We start from the raw sequence: 17,268 nt of genomic DNA, 5'->3' as shown, positions 1-17,268 counted from the left end.
GGTCATGGCGTCGGCCTATCAGAGCTTCCAGAGAAACCACAACATCGCATTGTTGCGCAGGGCTACGATGCGGCTTCGATGTTTGCCGAACACGGGCGGATCGCGAAAGATTTCGGCGTGGCGCAGGATGCGCTCCGGCAGGGGCACGCCGCCAAGATCGGCAATACCGCGGCGGAAAGCTTTTAGATGAGCCTGCACGCGCTTATGCGTCGAGTGAACTTCCAGTTCATCGATCCACGGCTCAGTCGGACAATCGCTCCACAATTGCTTGGCCAACAGCAGGCTGGCGAGAAGCGCAGGAGCGAAGTTCAACTGCTTCGCCCGGACCATGACCCGAGAGCGAATTGAGGGATCGAGCTTTTGCGTCAGCATGGCGAGATCGCACAGCCATTTCAGCCGGTTCCAGCGACAAATCGTGCCATGCGCGATCAGATACAAAACGTAATCAGGATCCTGAAGAGCGCTGACTTCGTCGCGATCGACATCGGGCTCCTGCCACCCGGCAGGCGGATTTTTCAAAGTGCGCGAGTGAAGTTCAATTTCCACGCCAAGTTCAGGATCAAGGATACTGATTTCGCGGTGATATCTTGCAATGCGGTGAGCCTTTCCCGCACCGGCCTCGCCTGCCTCACCAGCGACTATATAGCCATGCCGGGAAGCCAGATCGATCGCGGAGGAGAAGCATCCCGGAAGCACCAGAAGATCGACATCTTTCGCGGCACGAAGTGTGGACTGGCCGTAAAGCTCCTCACCCAGACGCCACCCTTTGATTTCCCGTGATGCTATGCCTTGCGCATCCAGCAAAGCACGCAAACGCATAGCCGCTGCCTTCTGCTTGAGCTCGCGGCGCGTCATGTTTTTCAGATGCCGGCTGAGGTAAGCCCTGACCTCGTCATCCTCGGCGCTTTCCCAAGCACGTTCGAGCAATGCGCCCACGCGGTGCCGTTCCACAGCAAAGCGCGCGAGTGCAATGCACGGCTGTGGCGGTGTCTCGGATGAAGGAAATCCCAGCGCGGGCCGCAGCGCATCGGCCAAGTCCGTCAGCTGAGTGGGGAGCGAATTCATATACGCCTCTAACCCAGCTTGTGAACCCACCGCAACATGCGCTTCCAGGCAGCCGGCCGCGCTGGTGATGGCTGGGAATTGTTGCACGATGAATTGCGCGACAGGCTTTACACCGCCCACCGCGATGTGATGGAAGAATTGGGTTACACGCCCTGAGCAAAGATAGTGGGACAGATCTTGGAAATTTCAAACGACACCGAAATCCGCAAGACCGACAATTTCGTCGAGACTGTTGTCGATGACGAGCTGGTGCTGCTGCACATCATCAACGGACAGTTCTACAGCCTGAAAGACACAGGACGCCGCGCTTGGGAATTGCTTGAGGACAACAAGCAATTCGGCTCGCTGGTCAATGCCATGTGCGGCGAATATGAGGTCGCCGAAGACACCTGCCGCGAGGAATTGGGCAAGCTCTTCGGCGATCTGCAGGAGCGGACGCTAGTCGAAATCAACTAGCGTCCTGCCGTCTCAATCTTCCCACCAATAGGGCGCGCGCTGGCGGTCTCCCGTCACGACTTCGTTCAGCGTCGCCGCATCATAGGCGCGCCCGCCCAGCACCACGGTTTCGACGGTCTGGGTGTTCTGGATGTTCTCCAGCGGATTGCCCGTAAGGATGACCAGATCGGCCAGCTTACCGACTTCGAGAGAGCCGATCTCACTCGCCATGCCGAGTGAGCGCGCAGGAGCGATCGTAGCGGTTTCAAGCGCTTGTAGCGGACTCATGCCACCGCGTGCGAAGGACCAGATTTCCCAATGAATGTCGATGCCGCTCTGCTGGCCGTGGCCACCGGCTGACACTTCCACTCCGCGCTCGGCGAGACGTGCTGCTTCTCGGGCGATATCGTCATCCACAAAGTCGCCTTCGGGCGCTGTCGTGCGGCGCGCGGTTGCGGCGCGCAGGATGGCGGGCGGCGTATGGGCATCGAGCAGCGGCTGCTCAAAGGCATTGGTCGCCTGCCGCCAATAGGGATCACCCGCAAGGCCGCCATAGCCGACGACCAGAGTGGGCGTGTAATTGGTGTTCGCCCGCTCGAAGAACTGCAGCACATCCTCATACATGATCTCGACGGGGAGATTGTGCTCCAGCGTCGAATTGCCATCGGCGACAAGGTTCATATCCATGCCGTAAAGCGAGCCACCTTCAGCCACGACAAGCATGTTTTCCTGGCGCGCGGCCTCGACCACCATCTGCCGCTGTTCACGGCGTGGCTGGTTGTAATTCTTGACGCTCGGCGCGCCTTCCGCCCGCAGCCGGCGCACATGGTCGAGAGCATCTTCGAGACTGTCGATCTGCGCATAGGCATAGGGGCTGCGCGCCCCGTAAATGATGCGGCCCGTGCTGAACATGCGCGGGGCAAGGATCATGCCGGTGCGCTGCATGTCTTCGGCAACGAAGAACGGGCTGTCGCTCGATGGATCGTGGATCGTCGTAGTGCCCAGCGCGAGCACCTGCTGCAAATGCCAGTTCTGCTGCGGCACGAGATCATTTGTCGCCACCGGGCCGTGCGCGTGGGCATCGACAATACCCGGAATGATCGTGCGGCCGCTCGCATCGATTGTCGGCGTGCCCGCCGGGACGGACACTTCACCAGCGGGGCCAATCGCGGCGATCACATCGCCGTTGATCAGGATAGTGCCGCCTTCGATGATGCCGCCATCGTCACCCGCCATGGTGATGATGCGCGCACCAGTGATGGCGAGCGAGCCTTGGTGGCGATCTGCTGGCACAGTGCGCAACAGCGATACGCCGGTTTCGGGTTGTTCGTAGCCGCTTGTCTCCCCTTCGCCCGGAGGCGCCATGGCGAACAGCTCATCCGTGTCGGCGGAATACAGCATCGCGCCGAGCGACCAGTTGAGCTGATCTCCATCGTCGGACCAGTGCACGTAATCGGCGCCCGAATCCGAAACCTCGACTACCGGCAATGCGCGCGCGCTGCCCGAAACGGTGACGGTCTGCCCGCCCGGCATCAGCGGCATGGCATAGGCGTCGTAATTCTCGGTGAAAGCCACATGGCGGCCCGTTGGCGAGACATAGAAGCCTGTCGCCAGATCGCCGCGCGCATGGGTGCGGATATCCTCACCGTTGAGGTCGCTGGAGAACAGCGCCTGCGCGCCGCTGTCAGAGCCGGTCATGAAAATGCGATCGCTACTCGCGCCGAAATGCGGGCGACTGTGACTGCGGCTGACAAGCACCTGCTCACCGCCGCTTGCGGGCATGCGATACACGCCGGAATTGTCGCTATATTCGGGCGCAGTCAGGTAACCACCCGATCCGCGCTCGAACACGATGGTGCGACCATCGGGAGAGAATTGCGGGCGCGAATAATGGCCCGGAGTGCTGGTAATCGCGCGGCCGCCCTGCCCGTTTGCCCCGACTGTGCGAATTTCGCCCAATCCGGCATCGGTCCAGCGCACATAGACGATCTGGGAACCATCGCGCGACCATGCGGGGTAGGCTTCCATCGCATCGCCACTGTCCCGCGTCAGGCGGCGCGGTGTGCCACCGCTCGCAGGCATGGTGTAGAGGCGACCGAGGCTTTCGAACACGACCGTGTCGCCATCGGCCGAAACCGTGGCGAAGCGCGCCATCGTGACATCGACATTGTCCACCGCCACAGGGATTTGCGGATGGGGCGCGGGTAGCACGCCGCGCGTGTCATCGACCACGAAGGGGATTTCGGCAAAGCCAGAGCCATCTGCGTTGACGCGATTGATCTTTCCGCCCGCCCAGAACACGATCGAGCGGCTGTCCGGCGTCCAGTCCATGTTGGGATAGACCCCGGTGATGGCCCAGGTCTCCTGCACATCGCGGTCGAGATCGTCGTAAATCCGGCGCTCTGCCCCTGTTTCGAGATCACGCACCCACAGCTGCGACTGAAGCGCCTCACGGCGCACGAATGCGATCATCGAGCCATCGGGCGAAGGCGTGGGCCGCACCGAGCCGCCGAGGCCGGAAACGGCCGTCGTCACTTCGCCGGTGGCAAGGTCATAGCGTTCGATATTGAACAGGCCCTGGTTGGAATCCTGCGCATATTCGAACGTGCCGCCCGGCGTCACATTGCGAGTGTAATAGACCCCGGTGCCATCGGCGGTGAAAATCGGTTCGCCCAGTTCCTTCTGGTGCTGTTCATTGGGCCGCGCGACGAGTTGCACGCCGCTGCCGCCGGAAATGTGATACATCCACACCTCACCCGTGCCGAGTGAGCGGCCGGTCGTGAAATGCTTTTTGGCGACGATGAATTGTCCGTCCGGCGACCAGCTGGGCTGGTGCATCAGGCGGAAGTCTTCATTGGTCAGCTGCCGCGCGTCCGAACCGTCGGCATTCATGATCCAGATATTGTCGCCGCCGCCCCGGTCGGATGTGAAGGCTATGCGGCTGCCATCGGGAGAGAAGCGCGGCTGCACCTCCCAGGCGAGGCCTTCTGCAATGCGCGTCGGCGTACCGCCAGAAATCGGCATGGTGTAGATATCGCCGAGCAGCGAGAAGGCGATCGTGCGCCCGTCTGGAGACACATCGATATCCATCCATGTACCTTCATCGGTGCGGATCGGCACCTGCGTGATCTGCACCCCGGGAGGGTTGTTCACGTCCCAGCCGGTTTCCTCAGCCTCCGCCGTGGCAGGCGCGGCATCGCCTTCGCCCGTCTGGTCGGATTCGGGAATGGCTGGAGGCGCGATCCGCGTATTCTCATCTTCCGTCGCTTCGCTTTCCACCGGAGGATCGTCTGACTCGGCGGGCGGCTGCACCTGCGCGTGGGCAGGCATGGCAATCGCAATGGCGAGCAGGCTGGCGGCGAAAAGCGAATTGGTGCGGAGCATAGGCATCCTGTCTGTGTTGTGTGTGTTCTTCAGTCCCGTGCGCCTTCATACGCTCACAAACGCTGGGCGCAATGATTGAGCGTTCCTGGCACGGCCAAGCTGCCGAAAACATGGCGAACTTGGTTGCTCAATGGTTTCTACAAGATACTCTGCACTCAGGCACCGTAGTCTTAGCAACGCGTGTCTTGGTTCGGGGAGCAGGTCGCAATGCACACAGGCGCAAAGTCATCGTCATGGTTCGGAGCTTTCTTGGCAGCCGCTTTCGCGCTGGCATTTCCAGCGGCTGCGCAAGACGATGCCGGAGCAGAGAATCCGGAAGATTCGATTGTCGTCGGATCGCGGCCCAATCACCTCGTGCTGGAAGACGACTTCACGATCGATGTCATTTTGCGCGATCGGCCTATCCGGCTTGAAGTGGATTCAGCGCACTGGGGTCCGGTGGCGCTCAACATCGACCTTGTCTTGGATATGGAATTAAGAGGACAGCCAGACACGCTCTGGAATTTCGGCGGGGTCGAGGTGCAGATGGTGACAACGCCAGAGCGCATCACTTACGATAATCGCACAGTCAACCAGCGCATCGGCTGGACGGCCTACAACGCATCGCACATCGCCGACGGGGTTATAGGCATTCACGATCTGCCCTACGATCTCGTCACCTTTCTCTACGGCGAACGTACTGCAAGGGACAGGGTGCAGGTTTTTGAAATGGAGCGCCGCGGACGCGGCCGTTTTCGTCGGCACGGCATTGAGCTGGACGTAGGTGAGGATCGCCTGTTCGCGATGATTTCCAACCGCATCGGACTGAACCTCGTCTCCGCCGGTACCGCAAATTACATCGCCACACGGCAGGAGGGGCGTTTCATCCCGGACACCGATGGCCTCGTTGAGATCATTCCCGGGCTCTATCGTCCCACGCGGACCATGCAGCTCGCCTATCCGATAGATTTTGGCGATCTTCGCATCGACAATTTTTCCGTGCGCATGGTCGATCATGGACGAGCCAATAGCGTTGGCGAAGCCGAAGAGGGCGATCCCCGCTTCGAGGAGAACACCATCCTCGTGACCGATCGCAGGAGGCGCGGCCGTGACGATCATTTCACGCGTATCGGACGCCAGCAATTCAGGGCATGCTCTGAAATCACCTACGATCTTGAAGAGCGCGAAATCCGGATGCGTTGCAGCGATATGCCGATCGATGCCGACTGACCTATTGCGCGCTGGACTTGCACGCCCAAACGCGGTTCACCGGCAACATGACTAAGCAATATGATGCAGTGATCATCGGCGCGGGGCACAATGGCCTCGTATGCGCTTTCTACCTTGCGCAGGCCGGCCTGAAGGTGCGCATTGTGGAGCGGCGCGATGTCGTGGGCGGTGCGGCGGTGACAGAAGAATTTCATCCGGGCTTCCGCAACTCTGTCGCCAGCTACACGGTCAGCCTGCTGCAGCCCAAAGTGATCGCGGATATGCGGCTCGTCGAAAACGGCTATAGGGTGATCGAGCGGCCGATTTCCAACTTCCTGCCGCAGGAAGATGGCGGCTATCTGAAACTCGGCGGCGGGCTGGAGCGGACGCAGGCGGAATTTCGCAAATTCTCGAACGCCGATGCGGAGGCCCTGCCTGCCTATTACGATGCGCTGGAAGGCGTTGCCGAAGTCCTGCGAGCGCTCGCGCTCAAGACGCCGCCCAATGTCGGCGATGGTTTTCGCAGTCTCATTGCAGCAGCGTTGCAGGGTTATGGCATGTCCCGGCTGGACACGCAGGCGAAGCGGAATGTGCTCGACCTGTTCACCAAATCCGCCACCAGCTTCCTTGGACAATGGTTTGAAAGCGAGCCGGTGAAGGCTGCGTTCGGCTTTGACGCGGTCGTAGGCAACTACGCTTCCCCTGACACGCCGGGCAGCGCCTATGTCCTGCTGCATCACGTTTTTGGCGAGGTTAATGGCACAAAAGGCGCCTGGGGCCACTGCGTCGGCGGCATGGGCACGATCACCCAGCTGATGGCCAAAGCCTGCCGCGAAGCGGGTGTGGAGATCAGCCTGGAATCGCCTGTCAGCGAAGTGCTGGTCGATGGTGGCACCGTGGCGGGCGTAAAGCTCAGGAGCGGCGAAGAAGTGGCCGCGAAGCGGGTTATCGCAAATGTCGGGCCGAGGCTGCTCTACGGCAAAATGCTCGATGCGAGCCATCAGCCGGAGGATTTCCGCCGCGCGATGAAAGGTTTCAAGGCGGGCGGCGGGACATTCCGCATGAATGTCGCGCTGAGCGAGTTGCCGCGCTTCACCGCGCACCCCGAACCGGGCGAGCATCATTCATCCGGCATCATCATTGCGCCGACGCTCGATTACATGGACCGCGCTTTTCTCGACGCTAAGACACACGGCTGGTCGAAGACACCGATCGTCGAGATGCTGATACCCAGCACGGTGGACGACAGCCTCGCTCCGCCGGGCCAGCATGTCGCCAGCCTGTTCTGCCAGCAATTTGCTCCTGAATTGCCCAATGGTCGCGATTGGGACGATGAAGAGGCCGCAGCCGTCGACACCATTATCGACACCGTCGAAAAGCATGCTCCCGGCTTCCGCGCCTCGCTCCTCGGCAAACAGGTGCTCAGTCCTAAAGGTTTGGAGCGCAAATTCGGCCTTGTGGGCGGGGATATCTTCCACGGACATATGAGCCTCGACCAACTCTGGTCGGCGCGGCCGGTGCTTGGCCACGGCGCCTATCGTGGACCGGTAAAGGGGCTCTACATGTGTGGATCGGGCGCGCATCCCGGCGGCGGCGTCACCGGTGCTCCCGGGCACAATTGCGCGCGCGAAGTCATTGCTGACGGCGGGAGCTTCCACCGCTTCGCCTAATCGAGGGAAAAGGCAGAAGGCAGCAATTCGGCGATGCTGGTGGTCAAGGTCTCATCCCCTTCCCTGTCACAGCACACGATCTCGATATTGCGGCCTGAAAGCTGCGCAGCTTCGGCAATCGCCTGTCGGCAGCCGCCGCACGGCGTCACCGGGCCGACGCCGGGTTGGCCCTCATCCGCCGGGCCGCCGATCACAAGCACGCGGGCGACGTTTTCAAGCCCGAAAGCCTGCTGAGCTGCGGTGAGCGCAGATTGTTCCGCACACACGCCGAGGCGGTAACATGCGTTCTCCATATTCGCGCCGACCGCCACTTCGCCATCGACACTCTCGACCGCTGCCCCGACAAAGAAACCCGAATAGGGCGCATGGGCGCGCAGCCGCGCCTCCTTAGCCTTGGCGAGGAGGTCGCTCACAATGCCTCGCCCACCGGCTGTGCATCCAGCTTTTTCGCAATGGCAATCGCACCTGCAATCAGGAAGGGCACCAGCACGAAGCTCAGCACGATCTTGGCGATAGCCTGCCCAACCAGCAGATCGCCGATTGGAAATTCGCCGTAGAAAGCGAGCGTGATAAAAATCAGCGTGTCGATCGCCTGGCTGATCGCCGATGCAATCGCACCGCGCGCCATCAGCCAGAAACCGCCGCCTTCACCCTTGCCGCGCAGCTTGTTGAAAATCCACACATTGAGCAGAAGCGACACACCATAGGCCACTGGCCCTGCAGCCATGATCCGCGGCGTTTGCGCATGCACCGTGTTGAAGGCGTCGAGATTTTCCGGCGGCATTTGCGGCGATGCGGGCAGTGCCAGCACGATCCAGATCAACGCAATCGAGAATGCCAGCGGAAGAAAACCCCAGAGCACCAGCCGGTCTGCCGCCCCCTTGCCATGCAATTGCGAGACTGTGCTCGACATCACCACCAGCAACAGGAACGCCAGAATTCCGCTCTCCACCTTGATGGTACCAAGATCGAAAATCGGGATCGCGAATTGCTTGAACGCCAGCACGCCGGCAATCACGGTCATGCCGCCATAAAGGAGCGTGATGACGAAAAGGGATCGCGCCATGGGCAGGGCGCGGGCTGTCGCTGCGGTGTCGGTCATGCGCGATGGCTATGCAACACATGCGGCGCTTTGCAAGCCTGATCGGGGAATAACAGGGGCAAAACCGTTGAACCGGACGCCCAACTGCGCAAGAGAGGCTGACGGTTCACCTGATCTGGAGTCGCCGTGCCTCCCCAATTGATATCTCTCGCAGGGATCGCCGCGATCCTTGCCATCGCTTTCCTGCTGTCTACCGGCAAAACCCGCATTAGGCTGCGCGTCGTCGCAGCGGCCTTTGCCTTGCAAGCGCTGATGGCACTGCTGGTGCTGCGCACGCCGTGGGGTGTGGCGGGCATCCAGTTCCTGTCCGATGGCGTGATTGCCCTGCTCGACTATTCCAAGGTCGGGATCGAGGCGGTCTTCGGATCGATGGATGACAATCCTTTCACCAATACCTTTGTTATCGCGGCGCTGCCGGTGATCGTGTTCTTTGCCGCTATCGTGTCGATCCTGTACCACTGGGGCGTTATGCAGCGGCTGGTGCGCTGGGTGGGCGGCGCGATCGGGTGGATTACCGGTATCTCCAAGGTCGAAGCGCTCGGCAGTGCGGCGAATATCTTTGTCGGCCAGTCTGAGAGCCCGCTCGTGGTGCGCCCCTATCTTGCCAGCCTGACGCCCAGCCGCCTGTTCACCCTGATGGCTGTCGGAATGGCAGGTGTCGCGGGGACGATCCTTGCCGCTTATGCAAGCTTCATTGGGTCGGAAGCCGTGCCCTTCCTGCTCGCCGCGGCCTTCATGTCCGCTCCCGGCGGGATCCTGATGGCGAAGATCATCATGCCCGATGACGAAAGTGACCTGGCTCGCGATGCGGCAGACCTTGCCGACATCGAATTGCCCGAACTTCGTATCAGTGCAGAAGGCCCTGCGGCGCTGACCGAAGGTGGCAAGCCGCATGAAGTGCAGATGGCTGAGACATTCGAAGAGGGGCACAAGCCTGCCAACGTCATCGAAGCTGCTGCCCAGGGCACGCAAACGGGCGTCAAACTGGCCGTAGCGGTCGGTGCCATGGTGATGGTGTTTGTCGCGCTGGTCGCGCTCGCCAATGGTATCCTTGGCGGTGTGGGCGGCTGGATGGGCTATCCCGATGTCACTTTCCAGCAGCTGATCGGCTATGTCTTCCAGCCCGTCATGTTCCTTATCGGCGTGCCTTGGGCAGAGGCCGACATCGCCGGCGGCCTGTTCGGCACAAAGATCGTGCTGAACGAGTTTGTCGCCTTTATTGAATTGGGCGCGCTGGAGGAAGGCACGTTCTCCGCCCGCACGACGGCTATCGTGACCTTTGCGTTGTGCGGCTTTGCCAATTTCAGCTCGATCGCGATCCAGATGGCGGTGACAGGCGGGCTCGCGCCCAATCAGCGCCCGGTTATCGCCAAGCTGGGCCTGCGCGCGCTGGCTGCCGGTTCGCTGGCGAATTTGATGAGCGCCGCACTGGCGGGCCTCGTCCTTCCTCTGTAAGAGCGCCGCCATGTCTGACCTTGCATCCATCTCGCTCTCGCGCCCGCTGGAGGATTTTTCCAGCGAGCTTGGCCGCAGCTTTGAGGAATATGGCTTCGCGATCATCCGCGATCACGGCATCCCGCAGGATCTCATCGACCGGGCGGAATCGCTGGCCAAGGAGTTCTTCGCCCTGCCTGAAGCGGCAAAGAATGCCTACGCCATCGAGGGCGGTGGTGGCGCGCGCGGCTACACCCCGTTCGGCAAGGAAATCGCCAAGGATGCGACAGTCCATGACCTGAAGGAATTTTGGCACGTGGGCCGCAGCCTGCCTGAAGGACACCCGTTGGCAGAGATGATGGCGCCCAATATCTGGCCGACCGAAAAGCCCGAATTCAAAGGTGTGTTCGAAGAGCTGTATTCGCAATTCGAGCAAACCGGCGATCGCATCCTGCGTGCGATCGCGCTCCACCTTGACCTCGAAGAGGACTATTTCGTCTCCACCGTCGAGGACGGCAATTCGGTGATGCGCCTGCTGCATTATCCGCCGCTGAGCGAGGATGTGCCCGAAGGCGCCATCCGCGCCGCCGCCCATGGGGATATCAATACGATCACGCTCCTGCTTGGCGCGGAGGAAGCTGGGCTCGAATTGCTCAACAAGCAGGGCGAATGGGTACCGGTTTCGCCGCCGAAAGGCGCGCTGGCGGTCAATGTGGGCGACATGCTGGAGCGCCTCACCAACAATCGCCTTCGCTCGACAACGCACCGCGTGGTCAATCCCGGCGGCGAGGCATCGCGCCGGTCGCGCTATTCCATGCCCTTCTTCCTCCATTTCCGCCCGGACTTCGTGATCGAGGCCCTGCCGCATTGCGTGAAGGAAGGCGATGAGCCTGCACCGCCCATCACCGCGCATGAATTCCTGCAGCAGCGGCTGCGCGAAATCGGACTGGCCTGATCAGCGAATCGGCCTGCGAGTCGCGTCCCGCCAAACCTGTTCCGCCGAGTGTGTGATCATTCTGCACGCAATTATGTTGCGGCGCAGCAACAGTGGTTTTGGATTCCGATCCGATCCACAAAAAAAGTCCGCAATATGACCTCTCGGCGTTGCCCTGTCATTGGAATGAAATGAAACTTGCCTGTAAGGGCGCGCACAAGCCTTGGAGCCCCTCCCCAAGGTAGAATTTCATTCCAATGAAGGATTTTCGGGATCATGAAAATGAAGTTTCTCCTCGCAGCCAGCGCGGCGACTATCGCCACCGTTGGCTTTTCCGGGACTGCCGCCGCGCAGTCGACCGGTTCGACCGACTTTGACGAAGGCACGATTGTTGTCACCGGCTCGCTGGACCTCAGCGTCGGCGGTGTTGAAGTTCCTGACACCCCGCGCGCCAAGATCGAGCTGGATGAAGAAATCATTCGCCGCCAGCGCCCCGGCCAGACGCTCAACGACATCGTTAACCTCGTCCCCGGCGTCAGCTTCCAGAACAATGACCCCTGGGGTTCTTCGGGCGGTGGCTTCACCATCCGTGGCTTCGGCGCAGACCGCGTTTCGCAGACGCTGGACGGCCTGCCCCTGAACGACAGCGGTAACTACGCCCTCTACACCAACCAGCAGGTTGACAGCGAAGTTCTCGAACGCGTTGTCGTGAACCTCGGCACCACCGACGTTGACAGCCCGACGGCTTCGGCCAGCGGCGGCACGATCAACATCCGTACGCGTCGTCCGGGTGATGAGCTTGGCATTCTCGCCACCGCCACCTTCGGCGATGTGCTCGCAGAAGGCGCTGAGAACACCGATTACTACCGTGTTTTCGGCATGGTCGACTGGGGCGATCTGACGGGTAACGGCCTCACCGCCTTCACCTCGCTCAGCTACACCAACTACGGCACGCCGTATAACCCCTATGGCGAAATCAAGAAGCTGCAGTTCAACGGTCGTCTGTACCAGGAACTGGGCGCCAATGGCGACTTCATCTCGATCGCCGGCCACTACAACCGCAACCGCAACAACTTCGCCGGTTCGGAACGTCTGAGCACGCTGCTCGATTTCTACGATGATCCCGACTTCAGCAATGAAGATCGTTTCACCGTGTACGAAGGCGCTGGCGAATTCCCCTGCACCGTGGATCAGAACGTCCTGATCGGTGGCGGCGCAGGTGAAAACGGCGTTTCAGAACGTTACAGCGATCGCAGCGGCTGCGGCGCGGCATTCTACCGTCGCTTCAACCCGTCGGATACGGGCAACATCCGCATCAACTCGCTGTTCAACATCACCGACAACCTGACCCTGACGGTCGATCCGAGCTACCAGTACGTCAAAGCAAACGGTGGCGGACCGGACGATCTGCGTGAAGGTTTCTTCGACGGCCTGACCGGTGCATTCCGCGGCGGTTACTACTTCGGTCGTGACCTCAACGGCGACGGTGACATCCTCGACCGCGTTGCCGGTAACGATCCGAGCCAGACCCGCACCGACCGTTATGGCGTTGTGGCCAACCTGATCTACGACATCAGCAATGATCACCGTGTTCGCGTTGCTTATACGCTTGACCATGCCCGTCACCGTCAGACCGGCCAGATCACTGCGATGCAGGCCAATGGCGAAATCAACAATGTCTACGCCATCGACAATCCGCTGCTCGACAACCGTGGTGAAGAGGTCAACAAGCGTGACCGTCTGTCCTACGCAATTCTGAACCAGCTTTCGGCAGAATATGCCGGTAACTTCGGCGATCTTACCGCTGTTGTTGGCCTGCGTGTTCCGTTTTTCACCCGCGAGCTGAACCAGAACTGCTACACCACTTCGATCAACGGCTTCGTCAACTGCCCGGCACCGGGTCAGGACCTGACCCAGTACGAACTCGACAATCCTGATCACGTGGCGCCGACTTCGCGCGAATACAACTACGATCGCCTGTTGCCGTCCGTTGGCTTCACCTATCGTGTGACCGACGACTTCTCGGCCTTCGGTAACTTCTCGCGCGGCATTTCGGTACCGGGCACGGATCCGCTCTACGACTCGCTCTACCTTGCCGATGATGATCGTGCGCGTCCGGTTCCGGAAACCACCGACAACTTCGACCTCGGTGTTCGCTTCCAGAGCGGCATCATCCAGGCGCAGCTTGCTGGTTACTTCACCCGCTACGACGACCGTCTGGCTTCGGCCTTCGATCCGACCGCGAACGATGGTGAAGGCGCGGTCGTGTTCCGTAACCTTGGCCGCGTGGACAAATACGGTATCGACGGTTCGTTCTCGATCGCTCCGACCGACAACATCAACCTCTATATCTTCGGTTCGATCAACGAATCCGAAATTCAGGACGATGTGCAGGTCGGTGTCGACATGAACGATCAGCCTGTGTTTGCTGCAACTGCCGGCAACAATGAATCGGGTGCACCGACCTACTCGATCGGGGGTCGTGGCCAGGTCTCCTTCGGTCCGTTCGATCTGGGCGCCCAGATCAAGCACACCGGTGAGCGTTTCATCAACGATCTGAATACGGTGGAAGCACCGTCCTACACGCTGGTTGATCTCGACCTGCGCTGGAACATTGCCGAACTGGCCAATGGCACCAACGCTCAGATGCAGATCAACGTCACCAACCTGTTCGATGAATATTACATCGGCTTCTTCGGTGGCTCGCTGGACGGCTTCGGCTTCGCCCAGATCGGCGCTCCGCGTGCTGCCAGCGTCTCGCTGATCGTCGGTTTCTAATCGACCACGCAAAAGCGTAGAAAAAAGTTGGGCGGCGGCACTCGAAAGAGCGCCGCCGCCTTTCTTTTGTCATTCGTCTGCGTCAAGACGGGCGCATGACAAATAAGCTCACCGCCCTCCTTCTTGCCTCCGCCGCGCTTGCCGGTTGCGCCACGCAGCCGCAGTCGGTTTCCAGCATTTCGCCTGCCGCAGACACGGTCAGCCTGCAGGTGCTCGCGCTGAACGATTTCCACGGCCATCTCGAGCAATCCGATCGCGAAGGCACGTGGATCGAGAACGGGCAGGAGCAGCGCGGTCGTATCGGCGGCGCTGCGCAATTGGGCGCGACGCTGGACGCACTACGAGAAGGCCATAGCGTCACCGTTGCAGCGGGCGACCTGATCGGCGCAAGCCCGCTCATCTCCTCCCTCTTCCTTGATGAGCCGACCATTCGCGCGCTCTCGGTCGTCGGGCTGGATATCGCCTCTGTTGGCAATCACGAATTCGATCGCGGGATCGAAGAGCTTCGCCGTATCCAGAATGGCGGATGCGAGGTCTACACCTTGCGCGAGCCCTGTGCGGTCGAAGCATTTGTCGGGGCGGACTTCGCCTATCTTGCCGGCAATGTCGTAGACGATGCAGGCGCAACGTTGTTCTCGGGAACCGAGCTTCGCGATTACGGCAATGCGCGCGTTGGATTTATCGGCCTGACGCTGCAAGACACGCCCAATCTCGTCGCTGACCAGGCGACCGCCGGCTACACTTTCCTGCCCGAAGCGGAGACTGCCAACCGCCTTGCCGCGCAATTGCGCGATCAAGGTGCCGACACCGTGGTGCTACTGATCCATGAGGGCGGTTATGTGGACGGGCGCTTCGTGCTCGATGGCTGCCCGGATCTTTCCGGCCCGATCGTGCCGATCGTCGAAGCGCTCGATCCGTCGATCTCGCTCGTCGTTTCCGGCCATTCGCACAATAGCTATATCTGCAACATCACGCGCGACAGCGGAGAGCCGGTGCTGCTGACGTCGGCCGGGCGCTACGGCGGTTTCGTGACCGCAATCGACATGGTGATCGATCCTGCAGCCGATACCGTTCTTTCACTGGAGGCCCGCGCGGTCGCAGTCCGGGATACCGACACGCCGCATCCTGAGGCTGATGCCATCGTACGACGATATGCCGAAGCTGTTCGCCCTGTGGCCGAGCGTGCGGTCGGCCCTGTCGCTGCTCCACTGGATCGCGGCGAGGATTGCGCTGACCGGCCTGCGCAGGATTTCGTCGCCGATGCCTATCTCTTCGCTGCCAATGCTGCACTCGACGAGCCTGCGGACGTGGCGTTCGTCAATTCGGGCGGCGTGCGTAGCGATCTTTCCGGCGCGGAGGATGGCGTCCTCACGTTCGGAGAGCTCGCCGCGATGGCTCCCTTCGGCAATACGCTGATCGTGCTGGAAATGACGGGCGCCGAGATCGTCGGGCTTCTCGAACAGCAATTCTGCGAGGAAGACGGCTCCGTTCTGTGCGGATCGGCGCTCATTCCCTCGGCAGGATCAGCCTATCAGGTCGATCGCAGCCTAGCCTTGGGTGAGCGCGTGCTGGCTCCCGTCATCGACGGACAGCCGCTCGATGCCGCCCGCACCTATCGCGTCGTCACCAACAGCTTCCTGGCTGGCGGCGGCGATGGGTTCGCGCAGTTCACCAGCGCCCGGCAGATCGCCAATGTCGGCTTCGATATCGACGGGATCGAAGCCTATGTGGCGACCGGTGAGGTGAGCGTGCCTGTCTGCGGCAGAGTGCGGAACGTCGTCGCCCCGCGCAGCCCTTAACGCAGGGGCGGCTCGTCGAAACTGCGCAGCTTGCGACTGTGGAAACTGTCGCCTTCCTTGCTGAGCAGGGAGAGCGTTTCGATCCCGATGCGCAAATGCTGGCTGATCGATTTTTCGTAAAAGGCGTTTGCCTGGCCGGGCAGCTTGATCTCGCCATGCAGCGGCTTGTCCGACACGCATAGCAGCGTGCCATAGGGAACGCGGAAGCGATAGCCCTGCGCTGCTACTGTCGCGGACTCCATGTCGATGGCGACCGCCCTGCTCTGGTTGAAGCGCAGTGCCGAGCGTGTGTAGTGCAGTTCCCAATTGCGATCGTCCGTGGTGACGACTGTTCCGGTGCGCAAGCGGGCCTTGAGCTGCTCGTCACTATCGCCCGTGACGCTGCGCGCGGCCTTGAACATTGCGGTCTGCACTTCGGCGATTGGCGGGATGGGGATTTCCGGCGGGATTGCTGAATCGAGCACATTGTCATCGCGCAGGTACGCGTGGGCGAGCACATAATCGCCAATGGTCTGGCTCGGGCGCAGGCCACCGCAGTGCCCGATCATCAGCCACACTTCCGGGCGCAGAACGGCGATGTGATCGCAAATCGTCTTCGCGTTCGACGGGCCGACCCCAATATTGACCAGCGTGATTCCGGAATTGTCTTTCCCGACCAGGTGATAGGCCGGCATCTGGTGCTTCCGCCACGTGCCCGAGGCGATGCGTTCGCGCGCGCCTTCCAGATTGCTGCTGTCGATCACCGCACCCGGAGCGGAAAAGCTTTCATAGCGGCTGTCCGGATTGGCGATCTCGGCCAGCGCGAAATCGATGAATTCCTCAACGTAACGAATGTAGTTGGTGAAGAGCACATAGCGCTGGAAATGCTCTGCCGGCGTGCCCGAATAATGGCGCAGACGTGCCAGGCTGAAATCGGTACGCAGGGCATCGAAGAGCGACAGCGGCCGCGCTTCATCCTCCTCACCTACCCATGTGCCGTCGGTCACTTCATCGCCAATCTTGATCAGATCGGATGACGGGAAATGCCGCGTCAGTTCCGCGCTACTTGCGCCCTGCAGTCCGGGCGAAGACGTATCGAGCACGTATTGGTACGGAATTTCGTCATCGGAGCGCCCGACTTCGAGTGATACATCGTAATCGCTGACGAGATGCGTCAGCTGCTCTTTCAGGTAAGGCCTGAACAGCGCCGGATCGGCTATCGAATTGCTGTAAGTGCCCGACTGGTTCAGCCGCGCATAGGCGCGCGCGGGGTATGGTTGCTCCACCTTTCCCGCATAGTGCAACGTCAGCTCAGGATAGGCGAAATACCCCTCGGCGCGGGCGTGCCCTGCAGGCGGGGTGCGGTCTTCGGCATATGTGGCGAGCGCATCGATAAGGTTGCTTCGCGAATTGTTGTAGACCTCCTCGAGCTGATCGAGGATGCCATCGATGTCTTCGACTTTAGTCGCCACAAATTCTCCGTCTGTCTGGGGTTGCTGG

Annotated in this window: 12 protein-coding genes; 7 read left to right on the top strand and 5 right to left on the bottom strand. The window is 60.8% G+C overall.

Going from position 1 to position 17,268, the window contains the following annotated elements; all coding sequences use genetic code 11:
• Positions 1 to 18 precede the first annotated feature (18 nt).
• Positions 19 to 1,065 (bottom strand): nucleotidyltransferase family protein, encoded by a 1,047-nt coding sequence (locus tag O2N64_RS09185; protein ID WP_271077310.1) that lies wholly within the window; start codon positions 1,063 to 1,065, stop codon positions 19 to 21.
• A gap of 177 nt (positions 1,066 to 1,242) precedes the next feature.
• Between O2N64_RS09185 and O2N64_RS09180 the strand changes: the two genes are divergently transcribed.
• Positions 1,243 to 1,521, top strand: a complete 279-nt coding sequence (locus O2N64_RS09180) for a PqqD family protein (protein ID WP_271077309.1) — start codon at positions 1,243 to 1,245, stop codon at positions 1,519 to 1,521.
• Positions 1,522 to 1,533: 12 nt separating this feature from the next.
• Here O2N64_RS09180 and O2N64_RS09175 read toward each other — a convergent pair whose 3' ends face one another.
• A complete protein-coding gene (locus O2N64_RS09175; RefSeq protein WP_271077308.1) occupies positions 1,534 to 4,884 on the bottom strand; it encodes an amidohydrolase family protein in 3,351 nt (1,116 codons plus the stop codon).
• Positions 4,885 to 5,133: 249 nt separating this feature from the next.
• On the opposite strand from O2N64_RS09175, the gene O2N64_RS09170 reads away from it, so the two are divergent.
• Both O2N64_RS09170 and O2N64_RS09165 read left to right on the top strand, forming a co-directional pair.
• Positions 5,134 to 6,093, top strand: coding sequence for a hypothetical protein (locus O2N64_RS09170; RefSeq protein ID WP_271077307.1), 960 nt, complete (start codon positions 5,134 to 5,136; stop codon positions 6,091 to 6,093).
• Positions 6,094 to 6,140: 47 nt separating this feature from the next.
• Complete coding sequence (locus tag O2N64_RS09165; RefSeq protein WP_271077306.1) at positions 6,141 to 7,742, top strand: phytoene desaturase family protein; 1,602 nt, start codon at positions 6,141 to 6,143, stop codon at positions 7,740 to 7,742.
• On the opposite strand, the gene O2N64_RS09160 is transcribed toward O2N64_RS09165, so the two are convergent.
• Positions 7,739 to 8,155 (bottom strand): cytidine deaminase, encoded by a 417-nt coding sequence (locus O2N64_RS09160; RefSeq protein WP_271077305.1) that lies wholly within the window; start codon positions 8,153 to 8,155, stop codon positions 7,739 to 7,741. The two genes, O2N64_RS09165 and O2N64_RS09160, sit on opposite strands and share 4 nt — an antisense overlap.
• On the bottom strand, positions 8,152 to 8,844 hold the full coding sequence (locus tag O2N64_RS09155; protein WP_271077304.1) for a queuosine precursor transporter: 693 nt from the start codon (positions 8,842 to 8,844) through the stop codon (positions 8,152 to 8,154). Before O2N64_RS09155 ends, O2N64_RS09160 begins: the two co-directional genes overlap by 4 nt.
• 138 nt (positions 8,845 to 8,982) lie before the next feature.
• Here O2N64_RS09155 and O2N64_RS09150 point away from each other — a divergent pair, with 138 nt between their 5' ends.
• The 4 genes from O2N64_RS09150 (at position 8,983) to O2N64_RS09135 (ending at position 15,789) form a co-directional block, all read left to right on the top strand.
• On the top strand, positions 8,983 to 10,299 hold the full coding sequence (locus O2N64_RS09150) for a NupC/NupG family nucleoside CNT transporter (RefSeq protein WP_271077303.1): 1,317 nt from the start codon (positions 8,983 to 8,985) through the stop codon (positions 10,297 to 10,299).
• A 10-nt stretch (positions 10,300 to 10,309) separates the two neighbouring features.
• Positions 10,310 to 11,233 (top strand): isopenicillin N synthase family dioxygenase, encoded by a 924-nt coding sequence (locus tag O2N64_RS09145; RefSeq protein WP_271077302.1) that lies wholly within the window; start codon positions 10,310 to 10,312, stop codon positions 11,231 to 11,233.
• Positions 11,234 to 11,494: 261 nt separating this feature from the next.
• Positions 11,495 to 13,990: a TonB-dependent receptor gene (locus O2N64_RS09140; protein WP_271077301.1), complete on the top strand. Its 2,496-nt coding sequence runs from the start codon at positions 11,495 to 11,497 to the stop codon at positions 13,988 to 13,990.
• A gap of 95 nt (positions 13,991 to 14,085) precedes the next feature.
• Positions 14,086 to 15,789: a bifunctional metallophosphatase/5'-nucleotidase gene (locus O2N64_RS09135; RefSeq protein WP_271077300.1), complete on the top strand. Its 1,704-nt coding sequence runs from the start codon at positions 14,086 to 14,088 to the stop codon at positions 15,787 to 15,789.
• Here the strand turns inward: O2N64_RS09135 and O2N64_RS09130 are convergent.
• Entirely contained in the window at positions 15,786 to 17,240 is a 1,455-nt protein-coding gene (locus tag O2N64_RS09130; RefSeq protein WP_271077299.1) for an AMP nucleosidase, read from the bottom strand. The genes O2N64_RS09135 and O2N64_RS09130 overlap by 4 nt on opposite strands.
• Positions 17,241 to 17,268 lie beyond the last annotated feature (28 nt).

Origin of the sequence: Aurantiacibacter sp. MUD61, from assembly GCF_027912455.1 — a bacterium.
Classification (GTDB): domain Bacteria; phylum Pseudomonadota; class Alphaproteobacteria; order Sphingomonadales; family Sphingomonadaceae; genus Alteraurantiacibacter.
Note: the sequence above shows the minus strand (reverse complement) of the source record. Positions and strands in the feature narration are given on the sequence as shown.

Excerpts from the sequence above, each read along its gene's own strand:
- O2N64_RS09140 (WP_271077301.1), top strand. The coding sequence starts at position 11,495 with ATGAAGTTTCTCCTCGCAGCCAGCGCGGCGACTATCGCCACCGTTGGC.
- O2N64_RS09165 (WP_271077306.1), top strand. The coding sequence starts at position 6,141 with ATGACTAAGCAATATGATGCAGTGATCATCGGCGCGGGGCACAATGGC.
- O2N64_RS09135 (WP_271077300.1), top strand. The coding sequence starts at position 14,086 with ATGACAAATAAGCTCACCGCCCTCCTTCTTGCCTCCGCCGCGCTTGCC.
- O2N64_RS09155 (WP_271077304.1), bottom strand. The coding sequence starts at position 8,844 with ATGACCGACACCGCAGCGACAGCCCGCGCCCTGCCCATGGCGCGATCC.
- O2N64_RS09175 (WP_271077308.1), bottom strand. The coding sequence starts at position 4,884 with ATGCTCCGCACCAATTCGCTTTTCGCCGCCAGCCTGCTCGCCATTGCG.
- O2N64_RS09185 (WP_271077310.1), bottom strand. The coding sequence starts at position 1,065 with ATGAATTCGCTCCCCACTCAGCTGACGGACTTGGCCGATGCGCTGCGG.
- O2N64_RS09145 (WP_271077302.1), top strand. The coding sequence starts at position 10,310 with ATGTCTGACCTTGCATCCATCTCGCTCTCGCGCCCGCTGGAGGATTTT.